General features: G+C 70.0%; 15 protein-coding genes. 8 read left to right on the top strand and 7 right to left on the bottom strand.

Features of this window, described 5'->3' with window-relative positions:
- Position 1: 1 nt before the first annotated feature.
- Genes OG417_RS41255 through OG417_RS41245 form a run of 3 tightly spaced genes read right to left on the bottom strand, consistent with a single transcriptional unit; the run spans position 2 to position 2,940 of the window.
- Positions 2-730 (bottom strand): hypothetical protein, encoded by a 729-nt coding sequence (locus OG417_RS41255; RefSeq protein ID WP_329240916.1) that lies wholly within the window; start codon positions 728-730, stop codon positions 2-4.
- A gap of 19 nt (positions 731-749) precedes the next feature.
- Positions 750-2,291, bottom strand: coding sequence for a long-chain-fatty-acid--CoA ligase (locus tag OG417_RS41250; RefSeq protein ID WP_329240914.1), 1,542 nt, complete (start codon positions 2,289-2,291; stop codon positions 750-752).
- Positions 2,292-2,349: 58 nt separating this feature from the next.
- Positions 2,350-2,940, bottom strand: a complete 591-nt coding sequence (locus OG417_RS41245; RefSeq protein ID WP_329240911.1) for a lytic polysaccharide monooxygenase auxiliary activity family 9 protein — start codon at positions 2,938-2,940, stop codon at positions 2,350-2,352.
- Positions 2,941-3,248: 308 nt separating this feature from the next.
- Between OG417_RS41245 and leuS the strand changes: the two genes are divergently transcribed.
- Complete coding sequence (gene leuS, locus OG417_RS41240) at positions 3,249-5,714, top strand: leucine--tRNA ligase (protein WP_329240908.1); 2,466 nt, start codon at positions 3,249-3,251, stop codon at positions 5,712-5,714.
- A gap of 149 nt (positions 5,715-5,863) precedes the next feature.
- On the opposite strand, the gene lexA is transcribed toward leuS, so the two are convergent.
- Positions 5,864-6,562 (bottom strand): transcriptional repressor LexA, encoded by a 699-nt coding sequence (lexA, locus tag OG417_RS41235; protein ID WP_329240905.1) that lies wholly within the window; start codon positions 6,560-6,562, stop codon positions 5,864-5,866.
- Positions 6,563-6,818: 256 nt separating this feature from the next.
- Here lexA and OG417_RS41230 point away from each other — a divergent pair, with 256 nt between their 5' ends.
- The 6 genes from OG417_RS41230 to OG417_RS41205 all read left to right on the top strand — a co-directional run bounded on the left by OG417_RS41230 (position 6,819) and on the right by OG417_RS41205 (position 12,922).
- Positions 6,819-7,151, top strand: coding sequence for a LysM peptidoglycan-binding domain-containing protein (locus tag OG417_RS41230; protein WP_329240901.1), 333 nt, complete (start codon positions 6,819-6,821; stop codon positions 7,149-7,151).
- Between the two features lie 234 nt (positions 7,152-7,385).
- A complete protein-coding gene (gene nrdR, locus OG417_RS41225) occupies positions 7,386-7,841 on the top strand; it encodes a transcriptional regulator NrdR (RefSeq protein ID WP_329240898.1) in 456 nt (151 codons plus the stop codon).
- 73 nt (positions 7,842-7,914) lie between these two features.
- Entirely contained in the window at positions 7,915-10,734 is a 2,820-nt protein-coding gene (locus OG417_RS41220; RefSeq protein WP_329240895.1) for a vitamin B12-dependent ribonucleotide reductase, read from the top strand.
- A 194-nt stretch (positions 10,735-10,928) separates the two neighbouring features.
- Positions 10,929-11,264 carry a metalloregulator ArsR/SmtB family transcription factor gene (locus OG417_RS41215; RefSeq protein ID WP_329240892.1) on the top strand — a complete coding sequence of 112 codons (336 nt, stop codon included), beginning with the start codon at positions 10,929-10,931 and terminating at the stop codon, positions 11,262-11,264.
- Positions 11,261-12,004: a DUF2071 domain-containing protein gene (locus tag OG417_RS41210; protein WP_329240890.1), complete on the top strand. Its 744-nt coding sequence runs from the start codon at positions 11,261-11,263 to the stop codon at positions 12,002-12,004. Before OG417_RS41215 ends, OG417_RS41210 begins: the two co-directional genes overlap by 4 nt.
- A 354-nt stretch (positions 12,005-12,358) precedes the next feature.
- A complete protein-coding gene (locus tag OG417_RS41205; protein ID WP_329240887.1) occupies positions 12,359-12,922 on the top strand; it encodes a hypothetical protein in 564 nt (187 codons plus the stop codon).
- 1 nt (position 12,923) lies between these two features.
- Here the strand turns inward: OG417_RS41205 and pdxR are convergent, their stop codons facing one another.
- Positions 12,924-14,309, bottom strand: a complete 1,386-nt coding sequence (gene pdxR / locus OG417_RS41200) for a MocR-like pyridoxine biosynthesis transcription factor PdxR (protein ID WP_329240885.1) — start codon at positions 14,307-14,309, stop codon at positions 12,924-12,926.
- Positions 14,310-14,387: 78 nt separating this feature from the next.
- Here pdxR and OG417_RS41195 point away from each other — a divergent pair, with 78 nt between their 5' ends.
- Complete coding sequence (locus tag OG417_RS41195) at positions 14,388-15,578, top strand: YbfB/YjiJ family MFS transporter (RefSeq protein ID WP_329240881.1); 1,191 nt, start codon at positions 14,388-14,390, stop codon at positions 15,576-15,578.
- 181 nt (positions 15,579-15,759) lie between these two features.
- On the opposite strand, the gene OG417_RS41190 is transcribed toward OG417_RS41195, so the two are convergent.
- Both OG417_RS41190 and OG417_RS41185 read right to left on the bottom strand, forming a co-directional pair.
- Positions 15,760-17,199, bottom strand: coding sequence for an MFS transporter (locus OG417_RS41190; RefSeq protein WP_329240878.1), 1,440 nt, complete (start codon positions 17,197-17,199; stop codon positions 15,760-15,762).
- Positions 17,196-17,747: a DUF2231 domain-containing protein gene (locus tag OG417_RS41185; protein WP_329240875.1), complete on the bottom strand. Its 552-nt coding sequence runs from the start codon at positions 17,745-17,747 to the stop codon at positions 17,196-17,198. The genes OG417_RS41190 and OG417_RS41185 overlap by 4 nt, the downstream gene beginning before the upstream one ends.
- Between the last annotated feature and the right edge of the window lie 57 nt (positions 17,748-17,804).

Genomic DNA, 17,804 nt, shown 5'->3' with positions numbered 1-17,804 from the left:
CTCAGCGCACCACGTGGAGGGAGCGCACCACGTGGTTGATGTCGGGCAGCAGGTTCGGCTGGTTGCTCGGGATGGTGATCTCCACGATCGCGGGCATCCGGCGGCCGGTGTCGACCGCGACGACGACCTCGGTCTGGCCCTTCTCCACGCGGTCACCGGCCGCCGTGTGGGTCATCCGGAACGCGCTGACCCAGGCGGCCCGGTGGTCGACCGTCATCGCGGCGCCGGCCAGCTCCTGCCGCCGGCCGTCGTCGCTGTACAGCTCGTCGACGAATTCCTTCCCGGTGAGCTCGGCGGCGGCGCGCAGCCGCTGCGGACCGGCGACGGCGAGCTTCGGGTCGAGCGGGCCGACGTAGACCGCGGCGTACCAGAAGTGCTTGGAGTCCTTGCGCCTGCTGTCGACCTCCTCGCCGGAGGTGTGGGCCGAGCTCAGCCGGGAGGTGAGCCGCTTCCAGGGCGACCCCAGCAGGGCGTAGGAGATCCCGCTCTGCCGGTCGGTGATCGTCCCGGTCACCGGCGATCCGGAGCCGCGGAAGGTCGGCAGGGGGCCCGCCGGCGTGCCGGTGGGCCGCCAGGACAGCGCGGGCACGCCGGTCGGGTCGGCGGTGACCAACGGGTAGGCCCCGGCGAAGGCGTCCGGGCCGCTGTCGGTGTGGCGGTTCAACAGGAAGACGGTCGCCGCCGCCGCCACTAGGACGAACACGGCAGCGGCGGCAATCAAGGTCTTCACGGGTCGTAAGCGTACGGAATTAGCGAAGCTCGCGCTTGAGGATCTTCCCGGTCGCGGTCATCGGCAGCTCGTCGCGGAACTCCACGACGCGCGGGTACTTGTAGTTCGCGAGGTTCTCCCGGGCCCACGCGACCAGCGCGTCCTCGCTGATCGTGGCGCCGTGCACCGGGATGACGTACGCCTTGACCTCCTCGCCGTGGGTGTCGTGCGGGATCCCGACGACGGCGGCGAGCGAGACGTCGGGATGCGTCATCAGCACCTCTTCGATCTCCCGCGGATACACGTTGAACCCGCCGCGGATGATCATGTCCTTCGAGCGGTCGATGATGTAGTAATAGCCGTCCTCGTCGCGCCGGGCGATGTCGCCGGTACGGAACCAGCCGTCGCGCAGCACCTCGTCGGTGGCCTCCGGGCGCCGGTGGTACCCCTTCATGACGCAGTGCCCGCGGATGGCGATCTCGCCCGGCCCGTCGCCCACGTCCTTCCAGTCCTCGTCGACGAGCTTCATCTCCACGCCCCAGATCGGCCGTCCGATCGAGCCCGCGCGCGCCGGGCGGTCGGGCCGGTTGAAGGAGGCGACGGGCGAGGTCTCCGACAGGCCGTACCCCTCGAGGATGTTCACCCCGAAGCGCTCGGCGAACCGGTTCAGGACCTCCAGCGGCAGGGCGGCACCGCCGCTCGACGCCGTCGAGAGGGACGCGGCGATCCGCTCGAGGTCCTCCTGCGTGTGCCCGCCCTCGTGCGTGAGCAGCCCCCAGTACATCGTGGGGACCCCGGCGAAGAACGTGACCTTCTCCGCGAGCATGAGGTCGAGCGCGGCGCCCGCCTCGAAGCGCGGCATCAGCACGATCGTGGCGTGCCGCAGGAAGCCCGTGTTGAGGACCACGGACTGGCCGAACGCGTGGAAGAGGGGGAGCGCGGCCAGGAAGACGTCGTCGCCGGCCGTCTCGAACATGCTGTCGCAGACCATCGCGTTGAGCAGCATGTTCTGGTGGGTGAGTTCGGCGCCCTTGGGCCGGCCGGTCGTGCCGCTCGTGTAGAGGATCACCGCCGTGTCGTTGGCGTCCGTCCGCGCGGTCTCGAACTCCTGCGACTGCCCGGCGAGCGCGGCCCAGATCGACTCGCCGTACGGCACCTCGGTCGCCAGGGGAGTGGCGGGCAGCAGGAAGAAGTGCTCGCAGCCCGGCACGTCGCCGAACGCGCCCCAGCCCGCCTCGCCCAGCGGCAGCTCCGGCGTGCCCTCGAAGCAGAACAGGGCCTTCGCCTCGGAGTCCTCCAGGTGGTAGGCGATCTCCCGGCGCTTCAGCAGGACGTTGAGCGGCACGACCACGGCGCCGGCCTTGAGGGCCCCGAAGTAGACCATCGGGAAGTACGGCAGGTTGGGGCAGGCGAGTGCGATCTTGTCGCCCGGCCGCACACCGCGGGCGCGCAGGAGGTTCGCGACCTGGTTCGCGATCTGGTTCACGAACGCGTAGGACAGACGCATGTCGCCGAAGACCAGCGCCTCGTGGTCGGGGTTGTCGCGTGCGGCGTCGTCCAGAACGACCGAGAGGTTGAGCATCGGCGCCTCCTGCTGCGATATCAATGGGGAGGTTCCCATTGATATCGCAGCGGAGCGGTCAGCTGAAGACGACGTCGGCGCAGGAGTAGAAGGCGTTTCCGGTGTCGGCGATGTCCCAGACGGCGAGGATCAGCTGGCGGCCGTGCCGCGCCGGCAGCGTGCCGGTGTGGGTGAGCGGGTTCGGTGGCCGCTGACCGCCGTAGTTCACCTGCAGGAACGGCGTGGACTCCAGGGCGGCCCGGGTCAGCGGCTTGGTCGGGTCGTAGGTGGTCTTGGTGATGAAGTAGCGGAACGACGTGGTCGCGTGGATGGCGGTGAAGGTCCACGAGAAGCCGTACGAGGCGCCGCTCGTCATCGAGGCGGCCGGCCAGGCGCCGCCGCGCGGGTCGTCGAGCTGGGCGAACTCCGTGTGGTTCGCGCTGCAGATCTGACCATCCGCCGGGCCGGCCTGGGGGAATCCCTTCGGGCCCTCGACGCTCTGCGGCTCGTACTGGATCGGACCGCAGTCGGTGACCTGGTGCTGGGCGCAGCGGTAGCTGCGGCTGGGCGGTGAGGTGGTGTAGCCGTGGGCGAAGGCGGGGGTGGCGGTGAGCAGGGGTACCGCCACGGCCGCGGCGCCGGCGACGGCCAGGGCGAGCTTTCCGTGCATGGGTGACCTCCTCGGATGGGGAGTCCTGGCGGGGACCCTGCTCGGAAATTTACTGGAAACCTTCCTAAAAGTAAGCTGGCCCGTGAGGAAGGGCGGCGTCACCCGTGGCGTCAAAGCACGACGGTTCTTGCTTGCGCCTGCGCTAGTCTTGGGATATGCGCTCTCGGCTGCTCCTTAGCCGGCCGCGTTGACGTAACCGATCGGTCGACGCGGCAGCCCCTCCTGTGCGAGGGGCCTTCTCATGCGGAGAGACCTTCTAAGGGGCACAGTTTCGTGGAGCCGAAGCCGTGCGAATCAGACGAGGAACGATGACTGGCGCCGACGAGAACTTTGACCCACGGGCGATTCAGGAGAAATGGCAGGCCCGGTGGGAGGAGCTGAAACCCTTCACCGCCGGCGAGGACCCCGGTGATGAGCGGCCTCGCAAGTATGCGCTGGACATGTTCCCCTACCCCTCCGGCGACCTCCACATGGGCCACGCCGAGGCGTACGCCATCGGCGACGTGAGCGCCCGCTACTGGAACCAGCACGGCTTCAACGTCCTGCACCCCATCGGCTGGGACTCCTTCGGCCTGCCCGCCGAGAACGCCGCGATCAAGCGCGACTCCCACCCGGCGGAGTGGACGTACGCCAACATCGACACGCAGGCCGAGTCGTTCCACCGCTACGGGATCTCCTTCGACTGGTCGCGCCGGCTGCACACCTCCGACCCGGAGTACTACCGCTGGAACCAGTGGCTGTTCCTGCGCTTCTACGAGCGCGGCCTGGCCTACCGCCGGGGCGGCCGGGTCAACTGGTGTCCCAACGACCAGACCGTGCTGGCCAACGAGCAGGTCATCGCCGGCCACTGCGAACGCTGTGGCGCCCTGGTGGAAAAGCGCCTGCTGACCCAGTGGTACTTCAAGATCACTGAGTACGCCGACCGGCTGCTGGCCGACATGGACGGCCTCGACTGGCCCGAGCGCGTGCTGACGATGCAGCGCAACTGGATCGGCCGGTCCGAGGGCGCCGACGTCGTGTTCGAGATCGAGGGCCGCGACGAGCCGGTCACCGTCTACACGACCCGGCCCGACACGCTGTACGGCGCGACGTTCTTCGTGGTGGCCGCCGACGCCCCGCTGGCCGACGAGATCTGCGCGCCCGCGCAGCGGGCCGAGTTCGAGGCGTACCGCCAGACGGTGGCGCGCGAGTCGGAGGTCGAGCGGCTGGCCGCCGACCGCGAGAAGACCGGCGTCTTCCTGGGCCGCTACGCGATCAACCCGGTCAACGGCGAGCGCATGCCCGTGTGGGCCTCGGACTACGTCCTGGCGGAGTACGGCCACGGCGCGATCATGGCGGTGCCCGCGCACGACCAGCGCGACCTGGACTTCGCGCGCCGGTTCGACCTGCCGGTGCGGGTGGTCGTGCACACCGGCGAGGCCGACCCCGCCGAGTCCGGTGTCGCGACCCCCGGCGAGGGCGAGCTGGTCAACTCCGGCCCGCTGGACGGCCTGACCAAGTCCGCCGCGATCCCGCGGATCACCGAGATCCTGGAGGAGCGCGGGCTGGGCAAGGCGGCCGTCAACTACCGCCTGCGCGACTGGCTGATCTCCCGGCAGCGCTTCTGGGGCACGCCGATCCCGATCATCCACTGCGAGGCGTGCGGCGAGGTCCCGGTCCCCGACGAGCAGCTGCCCGTACGCCTGCCGGACAACCTGCGCGGCGCGGACCTGGCGCCGCGCGGCGTCTCGCCGCTGGCGGCGGCCACCGACTGGGTCAACGTCGCGTGCCCCAAGTGCGGCGGCGCGGCCAAGCGCGACACCGACACGATGGACACCTTCGTCGACTCCTCGTGGTACTTCCTGCGCTACTGCTCGCCGGACTACACCGAGGGCCCGTTCGACGTCGAGAAGGTCCGCCGGTGGATGCCGGTCGACCAGTACACCGGTGGGGTCGAGCACGCGATCCTGCACCTGCTGTACAGCCGGTTCTTCACCAAGGTGCTGTACGACATGGGCATGCTGGACTGCGTCGAGCCGTTCACCCGGCTGGTCAACCAGGGCCAGGTGATCCTCAACGGCTCCGCGATGTCCAAGACGACCGGCAACCTGGTCGACCTGGGCGAGCAGATCGCCGAGTACGGCGTCGACGCGGTGCGCCTGACGATGATCTTCTCCGGGCCGCCCGAGGACGACATCGACTGGGCCGACGTGTCGCCGTCCGGCGCGGTGAAGTTCCTGGCCCGCGCGCACCGGGTGGCCGCGGACGTCGCCTCGGTGCCCGGCGCCGCCCCGGCCTCGGGCGACGGCGAGCTGCGCAAGGTGACCCACCGCACGATCGACGAGGTCACCCGGCTGGTCGAGGCGCACCGCTACAACGTCGCGGTGGCCCGCATGATGGAGCTGACCACCGCCTCCCGACGGGCGATCGACTCCGGTGCGGGCCCGGCCGACCCCGCCGTACGCGAGGCGGCCGAGACGCTGGCGGTGATGCTGTCACTGGTGGCGCCCTACACCGCCGAGGAGATGTGGGAGCGCCTGGGCCGCGACGGCTCCGTGGCCAAGGCCGGCTGGCCGACGGCGGAGCCGGCCCTGCTGGTCCAGGAGTCGGTGACCTGTGTGGTCCAGGTGGCGGGCAAGGTCCGCGACCGGCTCGAGGTCTCTCCGGAGATCGGCGAGACGGAGCTGGAGCGGCTGGCGCTGGCGTCGGAGAAGATCCAGGCCGCCCTCGGCGACCGCGGCATCCGCAAGGTCGTCGTCCGCGCTCCCAAGATCGTCAACATCGTCCCGGCGTAGTGCCCGTCTCGCAGCCCCGCCTGTCGGCGGCGCTGCGAGACCGGACGCACGCCGTGGCGGGGCGAATGCCCGCAAAGGCGACATCAAAATGCGGTGAGGGCACCCCATGGCGGGGCGCCCTCACCGTGCACAGTCCGGAGACGCGTCGATCACATCTTGCGCAGCACCGCGACGACCCGGCCGAGGATCGTCGCGTCATCGCCCGGAATCGGGTCGTACGCCGGGTTGTGCGGCATCAGCCACACCTTGCCGTCGCGGCGCTTCAGCGTCTTGACCGTCGCCTCGCCGTCGATCATGGCGGCGACGATGTCGCCGTTCTCGGCCACCGGCTGCTGGCGGACGACCACCCAGTCGCCATCGGCGATCGCGGCCTCGATCATCGAGTCACCGGTGACGTTGAGCAGGAAGTGCGTGCCCTCGCCCACGAGCTGCTTGGGCAGTGCGAAGACGTCCTCCACGGCCTCTTCGGCCAGGATCGGGCCACCGGCGGCGATGCGGCCCACGAGAGGCACGTACGCGGGCGCGGGACGGGTCGCCGTCTCCTGCCCCGAGGCCGTCTCGTACGACTCCGGCTCGCTCCGTACGGCGGCCGAGCCGGGCATGCGGACCACGACGGCGCGCGGGCGGTTGGGGTCGCGCAGCAGGAAGCCCTTGCGCTGCAGCGCGCGCAGCTGGTGCGACACGCTGGAGGTGCTCGTCAGCCCGACCGACTCGCCGATCTCGCGCATCGACGGAGGGTAACCGCGGCGCTGGACGGAGTCGCGGATCACCTCCAGAACCTTGCGCTGGCGTGCCGTCAGCCCCGACTCGTCGCGCGGGCCGTCGGGCATTTCCCGAACCTTGCTCATCTATGTCTCCGCTGGATGACTGTGCTCCGGTGACGCGCTGTCGCCGGTATTTCGTTCCTGTACACGGACGTTAGCGCCTTCGCGCTAAATGATCAAACACCTGTTCGAAGATGTCCTGGAAATTCGTCGGCTCTCGCGGTACAACTCGTACTGATGTTCGATCGAAATCTCTTTCGACTCGGCGAGGGGAGATCGACATGAGCGAGCGAATCGACGAACACGTGTGTCGGGTCTCTCCTCCGACGAAGGGGGAGGCATGAACTCATCCGCTCGGCCTCATCCCGCCGCGCCCGTGCGGCTCACCCGGCGCGGCCGGGTCGTCGTGGTCGGTGCCGTGGCCCTGGTGCTCCTCGCCGGCTTCTGGACGGGGGCGCGGCACGGCGCCCGTGCCACGTCGGGCGGAGAGAGAGGGCCGGCGGTCGCCCGTGAGTCGGTGGTCGTGGGGCCGCACGACACGTTGTGGGGCATCGCCGTACGCGCCCGGCCGGAGGTCGACCCCCGCGTCACGGTGCAGCGCATCATCGACCTCAACGCCCTGTCCGGCGCCGTCGTCAATCCGGGCCAGAAGGTCTACATTCCCGCGCGCTGACGGCCTCGCCGCTCGCCGGTTCCCCTCGCCGGGCGAGGGCGCGACACGCCGACGTCGCCGTGACGTGAGCGGGCTCTTCGTGCTCCTGTTGCCGACGAGGTTGCGGAGGCCTCTGCGGAGCCGTACGGTAGACCACAACATCTAGTAGTTACACGGATGTAGTTCACCACAGGTTGTGGTTACGCAGTGAAGCCGCTGTAATCGAGACGTAACGCCGGGGGAGGGGGATCGACCGTGCACTGCCCGTTCTGCCGCAACCCCGACAGCAGGGTGATCGACAGTCGCTCCACCGACGACGGCGCGGCGATCCGGCGGCGCCGGTCGTGCTCCGAGTGCGGTCGTCGTTTCACGACCCAGGAGACCGTACTCCTGATGGTCGCCAAACGCAGCGGAGTCACCGAGCCGTTCTCCCGCGACAAGATCGTCGCCGGGGTGCGCCGGGCCTGCCAGGGGCGCCCGGTGACGGAGGACGCACTGGCTCAGCTCGGACAGCGTGTCGAGGAGGCCGTCCGGGCCACCGGCACCGCCGAGATGCGCTCGCACGACGTGGGGCTGGCCATCCTGGGGCCGCTGCGCGAGCTGGACGAGGTCGCCTATCTGCGGTTCGCCTCCGTCTACCGGGGGTTCGAGTCGATCGACGACTTCGAGAAGGAAATCGAGACTCTTCGCGCGGCGGAGCGCGACCGGTAACACCGGCGCCCGATTGCGTGTTGTACGAGGTAATCCTTGGAATGGGCCGGTTCGGCCTGAGAAGGGGGAGGTCATGACGGAGACGGTGAGCGGCCAGGCACGGCGCGGGAGGGGCGGCCGCAAGGGGTTGAAGATGCGCCGCATCTTCACCCGGCCCGGCATTCACCCGTACGACGAGGTCCGGTGGGAGCGCCGCGACGTCGTCATGACCAACTGGCGCGACGGCTCGGTCAACTTCGAGCAGCGCGGTGTGGAGTTCCCCGAGTTCTGGTCGGTGAACGCGACCAACATCGTCACCTCGAAGTACTTCCGGGGCGCCGTCGGCACGCCGCAGCGGGAGTGGAGCCTGAAGCAGCTGGTCGATCGGGTCGTCGGGGTGTACGCCGAGACCGGCCGCAAGCACGGCTACTTCGCGAGCGACGAAGACGCCGAGATCTTCGAGCACGAGCTGACGCACGCACTGGTCCACCAGGTGTTCAGCTTCAACTCGCCGGTGTGGTTCAACGTCGGCACCTCGTCGCCGCAGCAGGTGAGCGCGTGCTTCATCCTGTCGGTGGACGACACGATGGAGTCCATCCTGGACTGGTACAAGGAAGAAGGTGTCATCTTCAAGGGCGGTTCCGGCTCGGGTGTCAACCTCTCCCGCATCCGGTCCAGCAAGGAGCTGCTCTCCTCCGGTGGCACCGCGAGCGGCCCGGTCTCGTTCATGCGCGGCGCCGACGCCTCGGCGGGCACGATCAAGTCCGGTGGCGCCACCCGGCGGGCGGCCAAGATGGTGGTGCTCGACGTCGACCACCCCGACGTCGAGGAGTTCATCGAGACGAAGGCGCGCGAGGAGGACAAGATCCGCGCGCTCCGCGACGCCGGCTATGACATGGACCTCGGCGGCAAGGACATCGTCAGCGTCCAGTACCAGAACGCCAACAACTCCGTCCGGGTCAGCGACGAGTTCATGCGCGCCGTCGAGTCCGGCTCCTCCTTCGGCCTGCGGGCCCGCCTGACCGGCGAAGTGATCGACACCGTCGACGCGAAGGGCCTCTTCAACAAGATCGCCAAGGCGGCCTGGGAGTGCGCCGACCCCGGCATCCAGTACGACGACACGATCAACGACTGGCACACCAACCCGGAAACCGGGCGCATCACCGCAAGTAACCCTTGTTCCGAATACATGAGCCTTGATAACTCGTCGTGCAATCTGGCGAGTATCAACTTGTTGAAGTTCCTGAACGACGACAACACCTTCGACGTCGACAACTTCGTCAAGCTCACCGAGCTGATCATCACGGCGATGGACATCTCCATCACCTTCGCCGACTTCCCGACCGAGAAGATCGCTGAGACCACGAGGGCGTACCGCCAGCTCGGCATCGGCTACGCCAACCTCGGTGCGCTGCTGATGGCGACCGGCCACGCGTACGACTCCGAGGGCGGCCGTGCGCTCGCCGCGGCCATCACCTCGCTGATGACCGGCGTCGCCTACCGGCGCTCCGCCGAAATCGCCGGCGTCGTCGGCACGTACGACGGCTACGGGCGCAACGCCGAGGCCCACAAGCGGGTCATGCGCAAGCACGCCGCGGCCAACGACCAGGTCCGCACGCTCGACGAGATCGACAAGGCCATCCACACCGAGGCGACCCGGCAGTGGCAGGAGTGCCTCAAGGTCGGCGAGAGGAACGGCTACCGCAACGCCCAGGCCTCGCTGCTGGCGCCGACCGGCACGATCGGCCTGATGATGGACTGCGACACGACGGGCATCGAGCCCGACCTCGCGCTGGTGAAGTTCAAGAAGCTCGTCGGCGGCGGGTCGATGCAGATCGTGAACAACACCGTGCCGCGCGCGCTGAAGAAGCTCGGCTACCAGCCCGAGCAGGTCGAGGCGATCGTGGAGTACATCGCCGAGCACGGCCACGTCGTCGACGCCCCCGGCCTGCGGCCGGAGCACTACGAGGTGTTCGACTGCGCGATGGGCGAGCGCGCGATCAGCCCGATGGGCCACGTCCGGATGATGGCCGCGACGCAGCCGTTCCTGTCCGGCGCCATCAGCAAGACGGTCAACGTCCCCGAGAGCGCGACGGTCGAGGACATCGAGGAGGTCTACCTCCAGGGCTGGAAGCTCGGCCTCAAGGCGCTCGCGATCTACCGCGACAACTGCAAGGTCGGCCAGCCGCTGTCAGCGGCGAAGAAGAAGGCCGAGGAGAAGGCGGAGCCGGCCGCGGCCCCCGTCGAGGTCGGCCCGGTGCGCACGCGGCTGCCCAAGCGCCGCCCGGCCACGGTGACGCGCTTCTCCGTCGGCGGCGCCGAGGGCTACATGACCGCCTCGACGTACCCGGACAACGGCCTCGGCGAGGTGTTCCTCAAGCTCGGCAAGCAGGGCTCCACCCTGGCCGGGGTCATGGACGCCTTCTCCATGGCGATCTCCATCAGCCTCCAGTACGGCGTGCCGCTGGAGACCTGGGTGGAGAAGTTCACCAACATGCGGTTCGAGCCGGCGGGCATGACCGACGACCCGGACATCCGCATGGCGAACTCCATGATGGACTACATCTTCCGCCGTCTCGCCCTGGACCACCTGCCCTACGAGACGCGGGCCGAGCTGGGCATCTTCTCCGCCGAGGAGCGCGCCGCCCAGGCGGCCGGCCAGGACCCGGCGTCGGTGCACACCGACGACGACGTCGACCCGGAGACGCTGGCCCAGTCGGCCCCGGTCGAGCGCCCGAAGCCGGAGAAGTCCTCCCAGGCCGCCGCCGGCGCCCACTCCTCGACCGAGCTGATCGAGAGCCACCAGGGCCGCACCGCCGACGCCCCGCTGTGCCTGACGTGCGGCACGAAGATGCGCCCGGCGGGCAGCTGCTATGTCTGCGAGGGTTGCGGCTCCACCAGCGGCTGCAGCTGATCCTGAGCCCCGTAGGGGCATGAACCGCCTGGTCGAAGCGGGGAGCCGACGAGTCATCGGCTCCCCGCTTCGCCTTTCCTTGTGGACGTTGTACTGCATGCGACGCTGAAGAACGTGGGATGCGAGACGTTTCCGGTGCTGGATCAATGCTCCTAGGGCTTGTCGCTCCTTAGCTCCTGTGCTAAATAGCAAGTATGGAAACGGACGAGCTCGAGCAGGAGGCGAGTGTCTTCCGGGCGCTGGCGGACTCAACGCGTCGGCAGATCCTGGAAGAGCTGCGCTCAGGGGAGCTGGCCGCCGGTGAAATCGCGGCGAAGTTCCCGATCAGCGGGCCGTCCGTCTCGAGGCATCTGGGGGTGCTCAAGGCCGCCGGGCTGGTACGGGAACGCCGTGACGCCAACCGGATCATGTATTCGCTCGTCGAGGAGCGGCTGGCGCTGGGTGTCGGCCGCTTCCTGAGCGCGGTCTGTCCCGAGGAGGCCATCTCCCGACGGCTCAGGCGGCGTGCCATCGAACGGGGACCGGCATGAGGCGGCCACGGCTGTCGAGTGTCGTCGAGCGCCGCCTCCTGGTGAACTATCGCGTCGACCCGACGGTCGTCGCCGGGCTGTTACCGGCCCCGCTGCGACCCCAGCAGGTCGACGGCCACGCGGTCGCCGGGATCTGTCTCATCCGCCTGGGTCAGGTCCGCCCGCGCTCGGTGCCGTACGGACTCGGTCTGCGCAGCGAGAACGCCGCGCATCGCATCGCGGTCGAATGGGACGGTCCGGAGGGGCTCCGGACCGGGGTCTACATCCCGCGCCGGGACAGCGGATCGATCGTCAATGTCCTGGTGGGCGGGCGGCTGTTCCCCGGTAGGCATCACCGCGCCTCGTTCGACGTACGGGAGACGTCGCGGGACCTCCATGTCGGCTACACCAGCCGTGACGGCACAACCCGCGTGAGCGTCGACGTCGGCGTGGCCGAGAGCTTCCAGGGCAGCGCGCTGTTCACCGACCTGACGGAGGCGTCGGAGTTCTTCCGCCGCGGGTCGGTCGGCTTCTCCGCCGGCCGGGACGAGAGGTGCCTGGACGGACTGGAACTGGACACCGGCTCCTGGCGTGTGGACCCCGTCGAGGTCCGCGCCGTGCGTTCCTCGTTCTTCGATGACGAGGACCGGTTCCCGCCGGGCAGCGTCACGTTCGACTGCGCCTTGCTGATGCGCGACGTCTCGGTGACCTGGAACCCGCTCCCGCCGATGCCGCTGTCCCCGGCACCGGGCGTTCCGTAGAGGCTTGAAGGCCTTGAGGTGACGATGCTCCGCCTGGTGGAGTGGCCGGGTGTTTCATCGGACCCTGTGGGAGCGGAGCCTGCATCAGGGAGGCTCCGCCGAAGGGCTGTCGCTGACGTCTGATCAGGTCGTCGTTCATGAGCGCCGCACCCGGCTTGTCGGCGTGGACCGATGGACGGGTCCGCTTCACTGGGACGTGTCCGTCGGCACATACCCCCGCGCGGTTGTCACGGTGGTGATCAGTGCCTGATCATCGCCCAGAATTCCGACCAGTTGTCCTGCCTGGACGTTCGGACAGGGGCCCTGCTGTGGAACAGTGAGCTGCCTCGTTGGAGCGGGCACGTAGTGACCGCGGTGGACACCGTGCTCGTCGGTGGCTGGCGCGGTTACACGCCGCTCATGGCGATTGATCTCCGGACGGGGGCACGCCGCCGGGAAACGGACGATCGCCTCGACACCGTGCTGCCCGTCCCCGCCGGTGAGGGCGTGCTGGTCGGCGCACCGGGCGAGACGAAGGTTCGGCTGGTCGACCGGTGTAATGGCGAGGAGCTGTCACGCTGGCGGCTGCCGGAGCCGTTGACCGGCAGCGACGATGGGCCGGCATTCACGCCGGTCGGCACCGATCGCTTCCTCGTACGGTGCGGGCGACGGTCCGTGGTCGACATCCGACTGTCGTCCACCGACGTGCGCGAGCTCGTTCGCGCTGAGGCCGATCTTGTGCCAACGGCGGTCGAGTACACCGCGGGCATCGGTCGCGCGGTGCAAACCCAGCCCTCGCCCTTGAGGCCCGCCGCCGCCCAGCGAAGGCTGAACCTGGAAATGGTCGTGATGCTGTGCATCACCCCCATCCGGCTCGGGCTGGCCGCCAACGAGCCCGGGCTCCGGCGGACCCGCGCCCGGTCGGCCGTGTTGGTTTAGGTCACGAGTCGAGGGCGGCGATGAGAGCGGTCAAAGCGGCTGGCCAGGCGTGGCCTGGTGGTGTCGCGTAGCCGATGACGAGGGCGTTCGGGTTCGGTGCGCCGGTGTAGCGGCTCATATCGTTCACCGCCACGCTTGCCTGGTCCAGGCGGGCGAGTGCGTCGCGGGTGCCCTCGGGCAGCGGCACCACCGCGTGCAGGCCGGCGGCGACGCCAGCGGCCCGGCGCGGGGGCTTACAACCTGTGAGCGCACGGGCGAGTTCGTTGCGGCGCCGCCGGTAGTGCGAGCGGGCCCGGCGTACGTGTCGGTCGTAGTCGCCGCGGTCGATGAGTTCGGCGAGGACCAGGTGGTCGAGCACGTTGGAGTGGCGGTCGGCGAGGCGCTTCTCCGCCAGGATGGTGTCGAGCAGGCATGGCGGAACGACCAACCAGCCCAGGCGCAGGCCCGGTGCGAGGGTCTTGCTGGCGGATCCGGCGTAGAGGACGTGGTCGGGAGCGAGGCCCTGCAGGGCACCGACGGGCTGGCGGTCGTAGCGGAACTCGCCGTCATAGTCGTCCTCGAGCACGAGACCATCGGTACGGCGGCACCATTCGAGGACGGCGGCGCGTCGGTCCGCGGACAGCTGCGCCCCTGTCGGGAACTGGTGCGCCGGCGTGAGCACCGCCATCTCCGCTTCGAGCGCGCCGAGCAGGTCCGTGCGGGCACCGTCGTCGTCGACGGGCAACTCCACCGGGGCCAGGCCGGTTCGGATCAGTGCCTCGGACACCTCCGGCAGGCCGGGGGATTCGACCGCGACCTTCACGGCGCCGGACCGGGCGAGCGCGGCGCCCACCAGCGCGACCGCCTGCCGGTATCCGGTGCACAGCACCACGCGGTCCGGGTCGGCGTCCACGCCGCGGACGCGGGCCAGGTAAGCGGCGAGCGTACGGCGCGCGGCCAACGGGCCTCGCGGGTCACCGTAGGTGAGGGCGTCGGACGGCCCGGCGCCCAGCACACGCCGCGTCGCGGCCAGCCATGCGCCCCGCGGAAAGATGCCGAGGTCCGGCCGGCCGGGGCGCAGGTCGTACCGCGGTGCGGCCTCCTCGTCGTCCGGTGCCACCGGTGCCATGGCGCGGCCCGGCGTTCCCGCGACGTACGTGCCCCCGCCGCGGCGGCTCGTCAGGTACCCCTCGGCGACGAGCTGGGTGTAGACGTCGGCGACGGTGTTGCGGGCGACGCCGAGCTCGGCCGCGAACTGACGGGAGGAAGGCAGACGCGTCCCCGCCTCGAGCCGGCCGCCGCGTACCGCAGCGCGCAGCGCATACTCCAGCCCGGCACGCAGGCCGGTACCGCCGGTCCGCTCCACGTGCAGGTGCAAGTCCACACCCTGCTTGGCCCAAGAATTCATATACCGATTGGACCATGAGCGCGGGCCATCACCCTCCTAGCATCCTCCCCAGACGATCGACCGGGGAGAACGGCGGTAATGAAGAGCTCTTTGGTGCGGATACTCGCTCTGATGCTGGTGCCGGCCGCCGCGAACGGATTCGGGCGGTTCGCGTACGGCCTCCTCGTGCCGGCCATGCAGCACCATCTCGGCTGGTCCAGCCTCACTTCCGGCTCGCTGAGCGCCGCCAACTCTGCCGGCTACCTGATCGGCGCGATCATCGCCGACCGCGCCCTGACGGTATTCGGCGAGCGCGACGCCGTTCTCGGCCCGCTCGCCGTAGCCACGCTCGCCGTCCTAGCGTGCGGCGCGACCGGCGACGTCGCGGCGCTGCTAGTCCTCCGGCTGGTCGCCGGAGCGGCGGGGGCCGTCGCCTTCATAGCGGGTGCCGCAGTGCTGACGCGGCTCACCGCCGAGCGCGAGACACGCGCCCTGGGACTGTACTTCGCCGGGCCCGGGCTGGGCATCGCGGTCTCGGCTCTCCTCATCACACCCATCGCGGTCACCGGGCACTGGCGTACGGGCTGGCTGCTGGACGGCGTACTTTGCGCGGCGTGCCTGGCGCTGGTCGCCCCGGTGCTAACGCGGATGCCGCTCGCGCGGCCGGTCCGGGGCGGCGGCCCGCGGCCGTGGGAACACCGGCGCGTCGGCGCGCTCCTCGCCTCATACGGGCTGTTCGGCGCGGGCTACATCACCTACATGACCTTCTCCGTCGCCTATCTGCGCGGCAACGGACGCACGCCGGACCAGCTCGTATGGTTTTGGTTCGCCCTCGGTGCGGTCGGCATCGTGATCGGCCTGACGCTGGCCGCGCCGCTGAGCCGGATCCGCGGAGGCGGCGGCGTCGCCGTGCCAGTGGCCATGACCGCGCTGGCGTCGGTCCTCCCTATTCTTTCGGGCACCGGCGCGGCCGAGCTGGCCTCCGCGGCGCTGTTCGGCAGCTTCTTTACGGTCAGCGCTACCGTCACCGCCGCCGCCCGCCGGAGCCTGCCGCCCACCCAGTGGCCGCCCGCGATCGCCGGCCTCACCGCCGTCTTCGGGATCGGGCAGTGCGCCGGTCCGCTCATCAGCGGAGCCATGGCTGACGGCCCGCACGGTCTGCGCGCCGGCCTACTCACCGGCACGCTGCTGCTGGCGGCGAGCGCCGCGTGCGCCCTGTTCCAGCCGTCCGACTCCTCCGGCACCCCATCACTGCCGACGGAGCCCGCCACCCAGGCAAATCACCGATGACACGCCCACCGCCTGGGGCCGGGCCCACATTTACCCCGCTCCCTCATCCACCTGCAGGGACGACACAGATGACGCCTGGTCGTAGCAGCATTACCAGCGGGCCGTGTCGTGTGTTCGTCAATGATCTCTTCTGCCGCGTGTCAGTCCTGGGGTGCTGGCCGATGCTCGGGTAGCTGGTGGGCTATGGGGATTGCTGCTGGGTTCGCTGAGGCGTGCTCCAGGTCGTGACGAGTACTGCGGCGAGTGCTGCGGCGGTGGCTGCGAGGTATCCCGGTCTGGGGTCGAGCGCCTGGGTGGTGTGCGTCGCGATGTGGCCGGTCCGCGGGCCGTGCACGGTGGCCAGCGATCCCATCACGGCGACGCCGAGGACGGACCCGAGTTGTCGCGAGGTGCCCACGGTCGCGGAGGCCACGCCGGCGCGGGCCGGGGGCATCGCGACCATCGCGATGTCGGTGAGTAGCGGGTTGGCCAGGCCCAGACCGGTGCCGAGGAGCAGGAAGGCCGATTCGGCGGGCAGCAGACCGGCGTTCTGTCCAGTGAGGACGAGCAGAACTGAGCCGGCGCTCAGGGCTGCGGCGGCGGACAGCAGGATCGGCCGCGCCCCGAGGCGCGGTGCCAGACGCCCGGCGGCGGTGCCGCCCAAGGCCAATGCGGCCGGGGCGGGCAGCAGCCTGAGGCCGGTCTGCATTGGGGACAGGCCCTGGACCTGTTGCAGTTGCAGAGAGCCGATGAACAGGATGCCGTTGAACGTCAGGTAGAACAGCACGGCCAGCAGGCTCGCGCCGGCGAATGCCCGGTCCCGGTACAGCGCCGGATCGATGAGAGGATGTCGGGACCGCGTCTCGGCGACACCGAAGCAGACTGCTGCGACGGCCGCTGTGCCGAACAACAGCAGGCCAGGTGTTGACAGCCAGCCGGCGGACGAGGCGTGGATGAGGGTGTAGGTCAGGCTGGCGGTTGTCAGGATCCACAGCGCCTGCCCGGCGGCGTCGAACGGTCGCGGGCGCCCGGCGCGGGACTCGGGGACGTAGCGGCGGGTCAGGAATAGGCCCAGCGCGCCGATCGGCACATTCAAGACGAAGATGGCACGCCAGTCGACGGCGGCGACCAAGGCGCCGCCGATCAACGGCCCGGCCGCAGCCGCCACCCCCGAGGACCCGGCCCACACGCCGATCGCCCGGGTCCGGGCTGCCGGGTCGTCGAAGGTGTGGGCGATGATGGCCAGGGTCACCGGCATGAGCATGGACGCGCCCACACCCTGGAGGACCCGCGCGGCGATCAGGGCCGGAAGATCGGGGGCGGCCCCGCACGCGAGCGAGGCGAGGATGAAGGCCGCTAGGCCGACGAGGTAGACGGTGCGGCGGCCGAAGCGGTCACCGAGCCCGCCGCCGGTCACCCCCAGACAGGCCAACGCCAGCACGTAGCCGTCGACGACCCACTGCAGGGCGCTGATCCCGCCGCCGAGATCGCGGCCCACGGCCGACAGCGCGACGTTCACGGCGGTGGCGTCGACCTGGGTCATAAACAGGCTGAAACAGCATATGAACAACACGATCCCGGCGCCGCGGGGCGCGGCACCCGGCCGCGCCCCCGGTCGACCCGTGAGCGTCGGCGAGCTCATCGCTCCGCCGGTTCCTCGACGCTGCCCGCCGGTGCCGGAGCGGGCATGACACCCGCGGCGAGGTCCTGGCCCCTCCCGTAGACGAGCTTGCCGCCCACATGCAGGCCGAAGATCGTGAGCGCGACTGTGATCGCCTCGACCACGAGCACCACCGCCGGTGTGGCTCCGGCGTCGGGATACTGCTGGCGACGCAAGGTGAGCTCGGCGATCGTCAACACCATCACGGTTCCCATGATCGCCGCATGCTGATTCACCCCGCGCCGCGCGGCGGGCCCGCGCTCCAGCACACGGGACCGGTCGGCCAGACCGGCCAGGGCCGCCACGAACATCACGCCCATGCCGACCACGAGAACCCACGTCGCGGCCTCGTACAGGTTGCGGGCCGAGCCGTGGCCGGACCCGGTGGCCACGGAGATTGCGTCGAGGACGGCCGCCGTGATCGACGCGCCGATCGGAACGTGCACCAGCGGCGGATGTAGGGCATACGCCGCCGGCCAGGGGTCGCGGGGGAAGTCATGGTTCTCCTCATCGGTTCGTCGCCCGGGCACGCCGGATGACTGCGGCCAGGCGGGAAAGGCCCGCCAGCCGGGTCGGGCGCGGACACC

The organism is Actinoallomurus sp. NBC_01490, from assembly GCF_036227085.1.
Taxonomy (GTDB): Bacteria; Actinomycetota; Actinomycetes; order Streptosporangiales; family Streptosporangiaceae; genus Actinoallomurus; species Actinoallomurus oryzae.
Note: the sequence above shows the minus strand (reverse complement) of the source record. Positions and strands in the feature narration are given on the sequence as shown.